This window comes from Cellulosimicrobium sp. BMG9.23, assembly GCF_059159985.1.
The window spans coordinates 129,411-141,899 of record NZ_JBZGBZ010000010.1 but is presented as its reverse complement, the minus strand read 5'-3'; the positions used below and the strand labels follow the sequence as shown (position 1 = coordinate 141,899).

The 12,489-nt window shown below is 74.3% G+C and carries 11 protein-coding genes; 5 read left to right on the top strand and 6 right to left on the bottom strand.

The features are described from left to right. Position 1: 1 nt before the first annotated feature. Positions 2–2,140, bottom strand: a complete 2,139-nt coding sequence (locus AC4H2G_RS18310; protein ID WP_494367164.1) for an ATP-dependent DNA helicase — start codon at positions 2,138–2,140, stop codon at positions 2–4. A gap of 158 nt (positions 2,141–2,298) precedes the next feature. Further along, on the bottom strand, positions 2,299–3,846 hold the full coding sequence (gene hflX / locus AC4H2G_RS18305) for a GTPase HflX (protein ID WP_494367163.1): 1,548 nt from the start codon (positions 3,844–3,846) through the stop codon (positions 2,299–2,301). Between the two features lie 144 nt (positions 3,847–3,990). Here hflX and AC4H2G_RS18300 point away from each other — a divergent pair, with 144 nt between their 5' ends. Further along, positions 3,991–4,671, top strand: a complete 681-nt coding sequence (locus AC4H2G_RS18300; protein WP_494367162.1) for a class I SAM-dependent methyltransferase — start codon at positions 3,991–3,993, stop codon at positions 4,669–4,671. Positions 4,672–4,693: 22 nt separating this feature from the next. Here the strand turns inward: AC4H2G_RS18300 and dapF are convergent, their stop codons facing one another. The 3 genes from dapF to AC4H2G_RS18285 are packed head-to-tail and all read right to left on the bottom strand — an operon-like array spanning position 4,694 to position 7,423. Further along, the gene (gene dapF / locus AC4H2G_RS18295; protein WP_494367161.1) at positions 4,694–5,728 is read right to left on the bottom strand and encodes a diaminopimelate epimerase; all 1,035 of its coding nucleotides are present in this window, start codon (positions 5,726–5,728) and stop codon (positions 4,694–4,696) included. Further along, complete coding sequence (gene miaA / locus AC4H2G_RS18290) at positions 5,725–6,756, bottom strand: tRNA (adenosine(37)-N6)-dimethylallyltransferase MiaA (RefSeq protein ID WP_494367160.1); 1,032 nt, start codon at positions 6,754–6,756, stop codon at positions 5,725–5,727. The genes dapF and miaA overlap by 4 nt, the downstream gene beginning before the upstream one ends. Then, on the bottom strand, positions 6,746–7,423 hold the full coding sequence (locus AC4H2G_RS18285) for a hypothetical protein (protein WP_494367159.1): 678 nt from the start codon (positions 7,421–7,423) through the stop codon (positions 6,746–6,748). Before AC4H2G_RS18285 ends, miaA begins: the two co-directional genes overlap by 11 nt. A 139-nt stretch (positions 7,424–7,562) precedes the next feature. Here AC4H2G_RS18285 and AC4H2G_RS18280 point away from each other — a divergent pair, with 139 nt between their 5' ends. Together AC4H2G_RS18280 and AC4H2G_RS18275 are read left to right on the top strand one after the other, a co-directional pair. Beyond that, positions 7,563–8,156, top strand: a complete 594-nt coding sequence (locus AC4H2G_RS18280; RefSeq protein ID WP_494367158.1) for a type III secretion system chaperone family protein — start codon at positions 7,563–7,565, stop codon at positions 8,154–8,156. A 73-nt stretch (positions 8,157–8,229) separates the two neighbouring features. Continuing rightward, positions 8,230–8,742 carry a type III secretion system chaperone family protein gene (locus tag AC4H2G_RS18275; RefSeq protein WP_494367157.1) on the top strand — a complete coding sequence of 171 codons (513 nt, stop codon included), beginning with the start codon at positions 8,230–8,232 and terminating at the stop codon, positions 8,740–8,742. Between the two features lie 74 nt (positions 8,743–8,816). Here AC4H2G_RS18275 and miaB read toward each other — a convergent pair whose 3' ends face one another. Further along, positions 8,817–10,472, bottom strand: a complete 1,656-nt coding sequence (gene miaB, locus AC4H2G_RS18270; protein WP_494367156.1) for a tRNA (N6-isopentenyl adenosine(37)-C2)-methylthiotransferase MiaB — start codon at positions 10,470–10,472, stop codon at positions 8,817–8,819. Between the two features lie 101 nt (positions 10,473–10,573). On the opposite strand from miaB, the gene AC4H2G_RS18265 reads away from it, so the two are divergent. Together AC4H2G_RS18265 and AC4H2G_RS18260 are read left to right on the top strand one after the other, a co-directional pair. Continuing rightward, on the top strand, positions 10,574–11,440 hold the full coding sequence (locus AC4H2G_RS18265; protein WP_494367155.1) for an amino acid ABC transporter ATP-binding protein: 867 nt from the start codon (positions 10,574–10,576) through the stop codon (positions 11,438–11,440). Between the two features lie 76 nt (positions 11,441–11,516). Beyond that, positions 11,517–12,395, top strand: a complete 879-nt coding sequence (locus tag AC4H2G_RS18260; protein ID WP_494367154.1) for a glutamate ABC transporter substrate-binding protein — start codon at positions 11,517–11,519, stop codon at positions 12,393–12,395. Positions 12,396–12,489 lie beyond the last annotated feature (94 nt).

The window sequence follows — 12,489 nt, the reverse complement described above, 5'->3', positions numbered from 1 at the left end:
CTCAGCCTAGGGCGGCGAGGCGCCTCAGCGCAGCGGCAGCGACCTCGCGGTCGGTCGTCTGCCAGAAGCCAGGCATCGAGCGCGTGAGGAACGTGCCGTAGCGCGCCGTGACGAGCCGGGGGTCGAGGACCGCGACCACGCCGCGGTCGGTCGTCGAGCGGACGAGGCGCCCCGCGCCTTGCGCGAGCAGGAGCGCCGCGTGCGTCGCGGACACCTGCATGAAGCCGTTCCCCCCGGCGGTCTCGACGGCGCGGGCGCGCGCCGAGCGCACGGGGTCGTCGGGCCGGGGGAACGGGATGCGGTCGATGAGCACGAGCTGGCACGACGGGCCGGGGACGTCCACGCCCTGCCACAGGGACAGCGTCCCGAAGAGGCACGTCGCGGGGTCGTCGGCGAACTCGCGCACGAGCGTGGGCAGCTGGTCGTCGCCCTGGCACAGGACGGGGACGTCGAGCCGCTCGCGCATCGCCTCGGCGGCGGCGACGGCCGCCCGCCGCGACGAGAACAGGCCGAGCGTCCTGCCACCCGCAGCCTCGACGAGGGCGGCGATCTCGTCGAGCTGGTGCTCGGTCGCAGCCTCCCGTCCGGGTGTCGGCAGGTGCTTCGCGACGTAGAGGATGCCCTGGCGCGGGTAGTCGAACGGGCTGCCGACGTCGAGGCCCCGCCAGGACGGCGCCTCCTCGCCGTCCGACGCGCCCCCGCCCAGCCCGAAGGTGCGCGCGACGGCGTCGAAGGCCCCGCCGAGGGCGAGCGTCGCGGACGTGAAGACCCCGGTGCGCTCGGTGAGGAGGTGGGTCCGGATGAGACCTGCGACGCCGAGCGGCGCCGCGTGGAGCCGGCTCGCGCCCTCCCCGAACCGGTCTGCGGTCCAGCCGCCCTCGCCCGGCCGCGAGCACCAGAGCACGTCGTGCCCCGTCGGGTCGCCGGCCATGCGCTCGGCGACCTCGAAGAGCTGGAGCATCGCCGACTGCGCCATCTTCAGCCCGGTGTCCGGCGTGGCGGGCTTCTGGACGCCCGTCTCGGGCTTGAGCCGTGAGAGCACCTCGCGGGCCGCGTCGCGGACGGCCGCGACGGCGTCGCGTGCGCCGTCGGGCAGCCCGTCGGGGAAGCGTTCCGCGGGCAGGGCGCCGACGACCGTGCCGAAGGCCGCGGAGGCGGCGTCGAGCGCGTCGGTCGTGGCGCCACCGTGCCGGCGCGCGAGGCGCGCGGCGCCCTCGATGGCGGGGACGGAGAGATCGACGGTCGCGGCCGCCGTCACGCGGTCGGCGAGCTCGTGCGCCTCGTCGACCACGAGCACGTCGTGCTCGGGCAGCACGCCCGGCGAGCCCATCGCCGCGATGCCGAGCATCGCGTGGTTCGTCACGACGACGTCCGCCTCGCGGGCCGCGGCCCGCGCCTTGTCCGGGAAGCACTCCGCGAGGAGCGGGCAGCGCTGGCCGAGGCACTCGAGCGCGGTCACCGAGACCTGGCGCCACGCCTTGTCGCTCACGCCGGGGACGAGGTCGTCCCGGTCACCGGTCGTCGTCTCCTGCGCCCACTCGCGCACGCGCACGATCTGTTCGCCGAGCGACGGCGCCGCGCGACCGTCCGCACGCGCCGGCGGGTGGTCGGTCGCGCCGGCGGTCTCGCCGGGCAGGTCGAACAGCGTCGGCTCGTCCGTCGGGTAGCCGCCGGCGACCTTGTGGACGCACACGTAGTTGTGCCAGCCCTTGAGCAGCGCGATCGAGGCCGGTCGGGGCAGCTCCGCGCCGATCGCGTCCGCGACGAGCGGGAGGTCCCGGGTGATGACCTGGCGCTGGAGCGCGAGGGTCGCGGTCGAGACGACGACGCGCTCGTCGGTCGCGACCGCGTGCCGCACGGCGGGGACGAGGTACCCGAGGGACTTCCCCGTGCCGGTGCCAGCCTGGACGACGAGGTGCTCACCGCTCCCGATCGACCCGGCGACCGCACCGGCCATCGCGTGCTGCCCGTCGCGGCGCGCGCCGCCGAGCCTCCCGACGGCGAGGTCGAGCAGCGTGTCGACGTCCGGCACGCCGGCGAGCGTCGCCGCGTCACGGGCTGCCGCGTCAGGAGAGGGCGGGGCGTCCGCCGCCGCGGTGTCCTCGGTCGGACGGTTCGTGGCGGGCGAGACGGGAGGCACCCGACGAGTCTACGGTCGGGCACCGACGAGGTCCGGCCCGGCCGGCAGCGCTGTGGACGGGCGGCTGTGGACGACCGGCCGTGGACGACGCACGACGGCGCAGCACGGCACCGGAGTGCCGTGCGGCGCCGCTGGCGGTCCGCGCGCGTCGAAGGCGCTCAGGCGTTCGCGACCGCCCCCGCGAGCTCGGCCGCGAGCGCCTCGGCGACACGGCCGCGCAGGAGCGTGCCCTCGGGCGTGTGCTCCTCGTGGTCGATCTCGCCCTCGGTGTGCACGCGGTGCACGAGGTCGCCGCGGTGGTAGGGCACGACGACGTCGATCGTCACGTCGGGTCGCGGCAGCTCGTCCGCGATGAGCTGCCGGAGCTCGTCGATCCCCGCTCCCGTGTGCGCCGACACGACGACCGTGCGGCGCTCGCGCCGCCGGATGTGGTCCACGACCTCGGGGTCGGCGACGTCGGCCTTGTTGAGCACGACGACCTCGAGGACGTCCTCGACGCCCGGGATGTCGGCGAGCACGTGCCGGACCGCGGCGATCTGGCCCTCCGGGTCGGGGTGCGACGCATCGACGACGTGCAGCAGCAGGTCGGACTGGCCGACCTCCTCGAGCGTCGACCGGAACGCCTCGACGAGCTGGTGCGGGAGCGCGCGCACGAAGCCGACGGTGTCGGCGAGCGTGTACACGCGCCCGTCCTCCGTGCGGGTGCGCCGGACCGTCGGGTCCAGGGTCGCGAAGAGCGCGTTCTCGACGAGCACCCCCGCGCCCGTGAGCGCGTTGAGGAGGCTCGACTTGCCCGCGTTCGTGTAGCCCGCGATGGCGACCGAGGGGATCTCGTGGCGCTTGCGCGACGACCGCTTGGTCTCGCGGCCCGGGGCCATGGCCTGGATCTCCCGGCGCAGCTTCGCCATGCGGTTGCGGATGCGCCGCCGGTCCAGCTCGATCTTCGTCTCACCGGGACCGCGCGAGCCCATGCCCGCGCCGGCGCCGCCGACCTGTCCACCGGCCTGTCGGGACATCGACTCGCCCCAGCCGCGCAGGCGCGGCAGGAGGTACTCGAGCTGCGCGAGCTCGACCTGGGCCTTGCCCTCCCGCGACTTGGCGTGCTGGGCGAAGATGTCGAGGATCAGCGCGGTCCGGTCGACCACCTTGACCTTGACGATGTCCTCGAGCGCGCGGCGCTGAGAGGGCGCCAGCTCGCCGTCGATCACGACGGTGTCCGCGCCGCTCGCGGCCACGACGTCGGCCAGCTCCGCGGCCTTGCCGGACCCGAGGTACGTCCCCGGGTCGGGCTTCGCGCGGCGCTGGATCACGCCGTCGAGCACCTGGGAACCGGCGGTCTCGGCGAGGGCCGCCAGCTCGCGCAGCGAGATCTCGGCGTCCTCCGCGCTCGCGGCGGCGCCCTCCTCGCGCGCGTCGTGGCTCGAGCTCCACAGCCCGACGAGCACGACCTTCTCGAGCCGCAGCTGCCGGTACTCGACCTCCGTGACGTCCTGGAGCTCGGTGGAGAGCCCGGCGAAACGGCGCAGCGACGCGCGCTCCGCCAGGTCGAGCTGCTCGCCGTCGTGCTCCGCGTGGACCGTGCCGCCCTCGGCGCGCGCCGTCCCGGCCCGAGCGAGCACCCGCGCCACGACGTCGCTCGCGATGTCCCGCGTCGCGTCGGTCGGCTCTGGTCGGGCCGACGTGGGGTTCGCTGGGGTCTGGGTCATGTGCCGCCTTCCGGTCGGATGCCTCTGGGGTGGTGCGCGGGCGCGCGGTGCGCCCGGTGGTAGAACAAGCGTGGCACGCGGATTCGTCCCGGGGCCAACGGATTCCACGCCGGACACGCAGGCGCCCCCGTAGGATCAGCCGTCGTGAGCGACGAGCCGGACCACTACTTCACCGCGAACCCCGCCTCCGCGGCCGAGCGGCGCACCCTCGCCGTGCGCCTCGCCGGGAGGGACGTCGAGGTGGAGGTGGCCTCCGGCATCTTCTCCCCCGGTCGCCTCGACCTGGGCACGCAGGTGCTGCTGCGCACGGTCCCGCCGCTGGGCGAGGCCCTCGGCGGGGGCGTGCCCGGCGGCTCCGGTCCCGACGGTGTGGGTGCGGGTACGCACGTGCTCGACCTCGGGTGCGGGTGGGGACCGGTTGCGCTGACGATGGCCCTCGACGCGCCGGGGGCGACGGTGTGGGCGGTGGACGTCAACGAGCGGGCGCTGGACCTCGTGCGGCGCAACGCGGAGCGGCTCGGCCTCCCCGGAGTCCGGGCCGTCACGCCGGACGACGTGCCCGACGACGTCGCGTTCGCCGCGCTGTGGTCCAACCCGCCGATCCGGGTGGGCAAGGAGGCGCTGCACGGCATGCTGCTGCGCTGGCTGCCGCGGCTCGCGCCGGGCGCGGTCGCGCACCTCGTCGTGCAGCGCAACCTCGGGGCGGACTCCCTGCAGCGCTGGCTGCTCGAGCACCTGGAGCCCGTGATGCCCGGCGTCGTCGTCGGGCGGGCGGCGAGCGCCAAGGGCTTCCGCGTCCTGGAGGTCGCGGCGCCCGCCGCGTGAACCCTGTCCGGAGAGTGCGCGGTCAGACGACCGCGGGCTCGTCGTCGACGTCCGTCGCCGGGGCGTCGTGCGACGCACGGCCCGCGCTCTGCCCGCCGACGGGCTGCCCGGCGACCGCTCCGGAGGTCACCGCGACGACCGTCCCGAGGAGCCGCTCGAGGTCGACCTCGCCCGAGTGGACGAGCTCGGCCGGTCCGGCCAGCTCGACGTGGTCGCCCGGGAGCGCCCGGACGCGCACGGTGCCGCCGGGGACCTCGACGAACCACGTGTCCGGCGCGTCGGGGCCGCCCCAGACGCGCACCGCGAGCGCCGCGGCGCACGCCCCCGTCCCGCACGACGGCGTCTCCCCCACGCCGCGCTCGTGCACCCGCATCCGCACGTGCCCGACGACGGTGCCGTCCTCGGCGACCGTCTCGCCGAGGGGGACGACGAGCTCGACGTTCGTGCCGCGCGGCGGCACCGGCTCGACGACGGGGGCGCCCGTGAGGTCGGCGTCCTCGAGCAGGTCCTCGCGCGCCAGGGCGAGCACGGTGTGCGGGTTCCCGAGATCGACGCTCAGCGCCGGGCGCGGGACCTCCCAGCCGCGGACGACCACCGTCGCGTCGAAGCCCGCGCGCAGCGCGTCGCGACCGCCGGGGAGGAACCACGGCCCCATGTCGACCGCGTACCAGCCGTCGTCCTCCTTGCGCACGCGCTTGACGCCCGCGCGCGTCCCGACGGGGACCTCGGTGCCCCCCGCGAAGCTCACGAGCCCGAGGCTCTCGGCGAACGCCGCGAAGACCCGCACGCCGTTGCCGCACATCTCCGCGACGGAGCCGTCCGCGTTGCGGTAGTCCATGAACCAGATCGCGTGCGGGTCCTGCGCGAGGACGGCGCGCGACTCGGGCACGAGAGCGGTGGGCACGAGCCGGATCACGCCGTCGCCGCCGATCCTGCCGCGACGGTCCGCGAGCGCGCGGACGAGCTCCGGCGTGAGGTCCAGCTCACCCTTCGTGTCCGCGAGCAGCACGAAGTCGTTGCGGGTCCCGTGGCCCTTGGTGAACCGGGTGCGCGTCATGAGCCCAGACTACGGCGCACCGGCGCGGTCGTGTCCGCTTCGTCCGCCCCCCGGCCGTCCGCCGCGACGCCACCACCGGCCGCGTCCGCCTCGGCGACGAGGGCGAGCGCGTCGTCGAGCAGACGCGGCGACCGTGCGTCGAGCCAGTGCACGCGCGGGTCGCGCCCGAACCAGCCCATCTGCTTGCGCGCGAGGCGGCGCGTGTTGGCGGTGACGGCCTCGCGGGCCGCGTCCTCCGTCGACTCCCCGTGCAGGTGCCCCAGCACCTCCGCGTACCCGACCGCGCGCCGCGCGGTGCGTCCCATGCCCCCGGCCTCGACGCGGCGCACCTCGTCGACGAGCCCGAGCTCCCACATGCGCTCGACCCGGCGTGCGACCCGCTCGTCGAGCGCCGCACGGTCGCAGTCGAGACCGATCTGCAGGGTCGGTCGCACGTACTCCTGGCGCGGGAGGTTCGCCGTGAAGGGCTTGCCCGTGAGCTCGACGACCTCGAGCGCACGCACGATCCGACGCGTGTTCGCGGGGCCGATGCTCGCCGCCGCGCCGGGGTCGAGACGGGCGAGCTCGTCGTGCAGCGCGCGCGTCCCCTCGCGCTCCGCACGCTCCTCGAGCGCGGCGCGGACCGCAGGGTCGGTACCGGGGAAGCGCATGTCGTCGAGGAGCGCGCGCACGTACAGCCCCGAGCCTCCGACGACGACCGCGCGTGCGCCCCGTCCGGCGATCTCGTCGAGCGCCGCCCGGGCCTCGTCCTGGTACCGCGCGACGGACGCGTCCTCGGTCGGGTCGATCACGTCGAGGAGGTGGTGCTGCACGCCACGACGCTCGGCCACGGGGACCTTGGCCGTGCCGACGTCCATGCCCCGGTACAGCTGGTAGGCGTCCGCGTTGACGATCTCGGCGGGCGCGCCCGGCGCACCAAGAGCCTCCGCGAGGTCGAGCCCGAGGTCCGACTTGCCCGTCGCCGTCGGGCCGACGACGGCGACGACGACCGGGCTCGACGACGTGCGCGTCACGTGCTCAGGGCTCACCCGCAGAACGGTACCCGTGCCGCGGCGCACCGACGGCGGTGCCACCGAGACCGACGGCGGGGTCGTGGTCCGCGACGGTGTCGTCGGTGGTGTCGAGGTAGCGACGGACCGCGTAGTCGCCATCGACGTCCTCGTCGCGGAGCTCCGCCGTCCGGACCGGCCAGGTGCCGTCCACGAAGGCCTCGAGCACGACGCCCGTCGACGCCGACCGCAGGTCGTCCGCGACGACGACCGACGCTCCCCGGGCGCGGAGCGCGCGGCCGAGGTCGCGCGCGCCGTCCGGCGTGACGTCCGGGCCGACCTCGACCACCTCCACCGCACCCCTCGCACCGCACGCCCCGAGCGCGAGCAGCGCGACGGATGCTCCCACCCCGGCGTCCCGGACGGGCGGTTCCTCCGTCCCGGCCGGGTCTCCGGACGGGTCGACCCATGACGAGCCGCCCGCAGCGGGCCGCACGCCGGCGGCGGCGAGGGACGCGGCCGCGCGTCCGCGCACGATGCCGCCCGTGGGGACGGCCGCGACCACGACGACCGCGGTGGCGCCCGCCGTCAGCTCGCGCAGCGCGACGAGCGCCGCGGCACGCACGTCCCGCAGGACCTCCGCACGCCCCGCGGCCCCGGGGACGAGGAGCGGCGTGGCGGGCAGGACGACGGCGCGGGTGGTCACGTCACCCACGGTAGCGACCGGTGGGCGGCGCCGTGGCGGCGGGGACCACCCGCTGCGGTACGCCGCGTGCGGGCGACGCGAGGGCACGCGAGGGCACGCGAGGGCGACGCGGCCCGTCGTCGCCGAGTACGGTGGGACGGTGAGGTTCTTCGGCGAGCGTGACGACGACCGGCGGGAGGACGGGCCCGGCGGGACCCCCGACGACGCCGGGACGGGACGGCTCGACGACGACGTGCTCCGCTCGCAGGTCGAGGACCTCCTCGCCCGGGAGCTCGGCCAGGTCGTGACCGCCGACGACCGGGCCCCGGCGCCGCTCGCGCTCGCCCGGGTGGTCGAGTGGATCACCGACAGCGGTTACAGCTACTTCGTCGACTCCGACGGTGACGTCGGCGGCCTGTGGCACGGCCGCCTCTTCTACTTCCTGCTCTTCGGCAACCACGACGAGATCCTCCAGGTCCGCGGGCAGTGGAACCGGGACCTCGCGATCGAGCGCCTCGAGGAGGTGCTCGAGTTCTGCAACGAGTGGAACGCCGACCGCATCTGGCCCAAGACGTACACACGCGTGCGCGACAACGGCATGATCCAGGTGTTCACGGAGGTCACGGTGGACCTCGAGCACGGCGCCACGGACGACCAGCTCGACCAGCTGCTGCAGTGCGGTCTGAGCACGGGGTCGATGTTCTTCGACGCGCTCGACGAGTTCTACCCGGACCCGGCGAGGCAGGCGCCATGACGCCGTCGCGCACGGGGTCGATGTTCTTCGACGCGCTCGACGAGTTCTACCCGAACCCGGCGAGGCAGGCGCCATGACGCCGTCGCGCACGGGCTGGTTCGCCCGCCTCTTCGGCAACCGCCGCCCGAAGTCCGCCGAGTCGATCCCGGCCGACGCGGAGCGCCCGCGCCCGCTGTCGATGTCGCGTGTCGGGGACCACCTCACCCGTCGCGGCTACCACTTCCGGGTCGACGACGACGGCGACATCACCGGGACGTGGGACGGTCACCGGTTCTGGTTCCTCCTGCTCGGCGACCGCTCGGAGATCCTGCAGGTCCGCGGCCGGTGGTCCACGACCCTGCCGCTCGAGGCGAGACTGGTCACGCTCCAGGCGGTGAACGACTGGAACCGGGAGCGCATCTGGCCGAAGGTCTACGTGCGCGAGGAGGCGGGACGGCTCGGCGTGTACGCGGAGGTCTCGGTCGACCTCGAGCACGGCGCGACGGACGCGCAGCTCTCCCAGACCGTCTCGTGCGGCCTCGGCACCGCCGTACAGCTCTTCCACGCGATCGGGGCGCAGCTGCCGCCTGGGGTCGTCGAGGACTGAGCCGGGGCGTCGAGCCGCGGCTGGGTCCGCGGCTGGGACGCCGACCGGTCGGGCCGCTGCGGCCCGGTGGGAGGTCAGGCGCGGACGGCCGGCAGCCCGAGCGAGACCGGCCTGGCCGTCGCGGGTGCGCCGTGGCCGTGGCCGTGGTCGTCCTCGGCACCGCCGAGGCGCGCGCGCTCCCGGGTCGCCCACGCGTCGCCCGAGCGCGTGCGCCGGACGGCGAACGCGCCGCCCGCGAGCGCCGAGTCGGCGATGAGGTGGTGCGGCGCCGAGCGCGTGACCTCCACCGTGACGACGTCGCCCGGTCGCGGCAGGCGCGCGTCGGGCTCGACCGCGAGGCGCGGGTCGACCACCTCGGGCGCGTCGCCGGGCTGGCCGACGGCAGCCGGCGGGACCGCGGCGTCGGGCATCCGGACGCCCTCCGGCAGCGCGAGGTGCACAAGGCGGTTGTCCGGCGCGCGGCCCGTGAGCCGGTGTGTCGCGCCGTCCTTGCGCCCAGGCCCCTCGGTGACGAGGACGTCGACCGTGCGCCCGACCTGACGGGCCGACTCCTCGCCGGCGATCCGCTCCTGGAGCGCCTGCAGGCGCTCGAAGCGTTCCTGGACGACCTGCTTCGGCAGCTGGTCGTCCATCGTCGCCGCGGGGGTACCGGGGCGCGGCGAGTACTGGAAGATGAACGCCGACGCGAACCGCGACGCCTCGACGACGCGCATCGTCTCCGCGAAGTCCTCCTCCGTCTCGCCCGGGAAGCCGACGATGATGTCGGTCGTGATCGCGGCGTCGGGCATGACGGCGCGCACGCGGTCGAGGATGCCGAGGAAGCGCTCGGAGCGGTAGGACCGACGCATCGCGCGCAGCACGCGGTCCGAGCCGGACTGGAGCGGCATGTGCAGCTGCGGCATGACGTTCGGGGTCTCGGCCATGGCGGCGATCACGTCGTCCGTGAACGCTGCCGGGTGCGGCGAGGTGAAGCGCACGCGCTCCAGGCCGTCGACCGTCCCGCACGCGCGCAGGAGCTTGGCGAACGCACCCCTGTCGCCGAACTCCACGCCGTAGCTGTTGACGTTCTGACCGAGCAGCGTGACCTCGATCGCGCCCGCCTCGACGAGGGCGCCGACCTCCGCGAGCACCTCGCCCGGCCGGCGGTCGCGCTCCTTGCCGCGCAGGTGGGGCACGATGCAGAACGTGCACGTGTTGTTGCACCCCACGCTGATCGACACCCAGCCGGCGTAGACCGACTCGCGCCTGGTGGGCAGAGTCGACGGGAAGACCTGGAGCGACTCCGCGATCTCGACCTGCGCCGCCTCGTTGTGGCGCGCGCGCTCGAGCAGGACCGGGAGCGCGTCGAGGTTGTGCGTGCCGAACACGACGTCGACCCAGGGCGCCTTGTCGACGATCGTCCCGCGGTCCTTCTGCGCGAGGCAGCCGCCGACGGCGATCTGCATCCCCGGGCGCTGGGCCTTGACGGACGCGAGCTGGCCGAGGTTGCCGTACAGGCGCGTCGCCGCGTTCTCGCGCACGGCGCACGTGTTGATGACGACGACGTCGGCACGGTTCGCCGCCTCGTCCGTCGCGCTGGCGCGCGTGTACCCGGCCTGCTCGAGCATCCCGGCCATGTGCTCGGAGTCGTGGACGTTCATCTGGCAGCCGAGGGTGCGCACGACGTACGTGCGCGGACCGCCGTCGGGAGCGTCGGCGGTCGGGAGCGGGGCGGGGGCGATCGTGGACATCACCGTCCAGGGTACGGCGCGGCCACCGGTGTTACGGAACTGTTGCCTGACTGTTGCGCGATTCGGTGGCGCCCGCAACAGATGCCCCCTATGTTCGAAAAATGGTCGACGACACCCCCACGTCGTCCGACGGCGTCGTGCCGTCGGTGACGGACGCGCCCCCCGGCGCCAGCGTGCCAGCAGCCGACTCCGGGCCCCAGGACGTGCCGCCGCGGCGCGACGACGTGCTCGGGGACCCCCTGGTCGAGCTCGTCGACGTCAACAAGCACTTCGGGGCGCTGCACGTCCTGCAGGACATCAACCTCACGGTCCGCCGCGGCGAGGTGCTCGTCGTCATCGGCCCGTCCGGGTCCGGCAAGTCGACGCTGTGCCGCGCGATCAACCGCCTCGAGACGATCGACTCGGGCGAGATCCGGATCGACGGGGTGCCCCTGCCCGAGGAGGGCAAGGCGCTCGCCCAGCTCCGGTCCGACGTCGGCATGGTCTTCCAGTCGTTCAACCTGTTCGCGCACAAGACGATCCTCGACAACGTCACGCTCGGCCCGGTCAAGGTCCGCGGGGAGCGCTCGAAGGACGCCAAGGAGCGCGCCCTCGCCCTGCTCGACCGCGTCGGTGTGAAGAACCAGTCGCAGAAGATGCCCGCCCAGCTCTCGGGCGGGCAGCAGCAGCGCGTCGCGATCGCGCGCGCGCTCGCCATGCGGCCCAAGGTCATGCTCTTCGACGAGCCCACGTCGGCGCTCGACCCCGAGATGATCAACGAGGTCCTCGACGTCATGGTCGCCCTCGCCAAGGAAGGGATGACGATGATCGTCGTCACGCACGAGATGGGATTCGCCCGCAAGGCCGCGAACCGCGTCGTGTTCATGTCCGACGGACAGATCGTCGAGGAGGCGCCGCCCGAGGAGTTCTTCACCGCTCCCCGGAGCGACCGCGCGAAGGACTTCCTCTCGAAGATCCTCACCCACTGACCGATCCGAGCAGCTCCATCGGTCGTCCGCCAGGCACACCTCGACGGACGACCACCACTCACGAAGGGTAGGAACGATGCGCACACGACACGCAGGTGCCGCCGTCCTCGCCGCACTCACCGCGCTCACGCTCGCCGCATGCGGCGGCGGCGAGGTCGGCGGAGAGGGCGAGGAGACCGGGACCGACACGGCCACCGACGACGGAGGCACCGGGGGTGCCGAAGGCACGATCAAGATCGGCATCAAGTTCGACCAGCCGGGCCTCGGCTACCAGGACGGCAGCGAGTACACCGGGTTCGACGTCGACGTCGCGACCTACGTGGCGGGCGAGCTCGGGTACGCCCCGGACCAGATCGAGTGGGTCGAGGCGCCGTCCGCCCAGCGCGAGACGATGCTGCAGACCAACCAGGTCGACATGATCTTCGCGACGTACTCGATCACCGACGAGCGCAAGGAGACCGTCGCGTTCGCCGGGCCGTACTTCGTCGCCGGCCAGGACCTCCTCGTCGCCGAGGACAACACGGACATCACCGGACCCGAGGCGCTCGAGGGCAAGAACCTCTGCTCGGTGACCGGATCGACGTCGGCCCAGCGGATCAAGGACGAGTACGCCGCGGGCGCCCAGCTGCTGGAGCGGCCCGGGTACGCCGAGTGCGTCACCGCGCTCACCGCCGGCCAGGTCGACGCGGTGACGACCGACGACATCATCCTCGCCGGGCTCGCCGCCCAGCCCGCGAACCAGGGCAAGGTCAAGGTCGTGGGGGCACCGTTCTCCACGGAGCGCTACGGCGTGGGCCTGCCCCAGGACAACGAGGTCTGCGAGGACGTCAACGCCGCGATCGAGAAGATGATCGAGGACGGCGCCTGGGAGGAGGCCGTCACGGCCAACACCGAGGGCACCGGGTACACGCCGAACTCGAGCGAGAACCCGCCCACCGTCGAAGCCTGCGCCTGACCATGGTCCCGGGGGGAGCGGCGCGCGGGCGCCGCTCCCCCCGGTCGTCCGTCGCGGTCGCCGACCGCAGCACACCATCCGGAGGATGACTGAA

Excerpts from the sequence above, each read along its gene's own strand:
- hflX (WP_494367163.1), bottom strand. The coding sequence starts at position 3,846 with ATGACCCAGACCCCAGCGAACCCCACGTCGGCCCGACCAGAGCCGACC.
- miaB (WP_494367156.1), bottom strand. The coding sequence starts at position 10,472 with ATGTCCACGATCGCCCCCGCCCCGCTCCCGACCGCCGACGCTCCCGAC.
- dapF (WP_494367161.1), bottom strand. The coding sequence starts at position 5,728 with ATGACGCGCACCCGGTTCACCAAGGGCCACGGGACCCGCAACGACTTC.
- AC4H2G_RS18265 (WP_494367155.1), top strand. The coding sequence starts at position 10,574 with ATGGTCGACGACACCCCCACGTCGTCCGACGGCGTCGTGCCGTCGGTG.
- AC4H2G_RS18260 (WP_494367154.1), top strand. The coding sequence starts at position 11,517 with ATGCGCACACGACACGCAGGTGCCGCCGTCCTCGCCGCACTCACCGCG.
- AC4H2G_RS18275 (WP_494367157.1), top strand. The coding sequence starts at position 8,230 with ATGACGCCGTCGCGCACGGGCTGGTTCGCCCGCCTCTTCGGCAACCGC.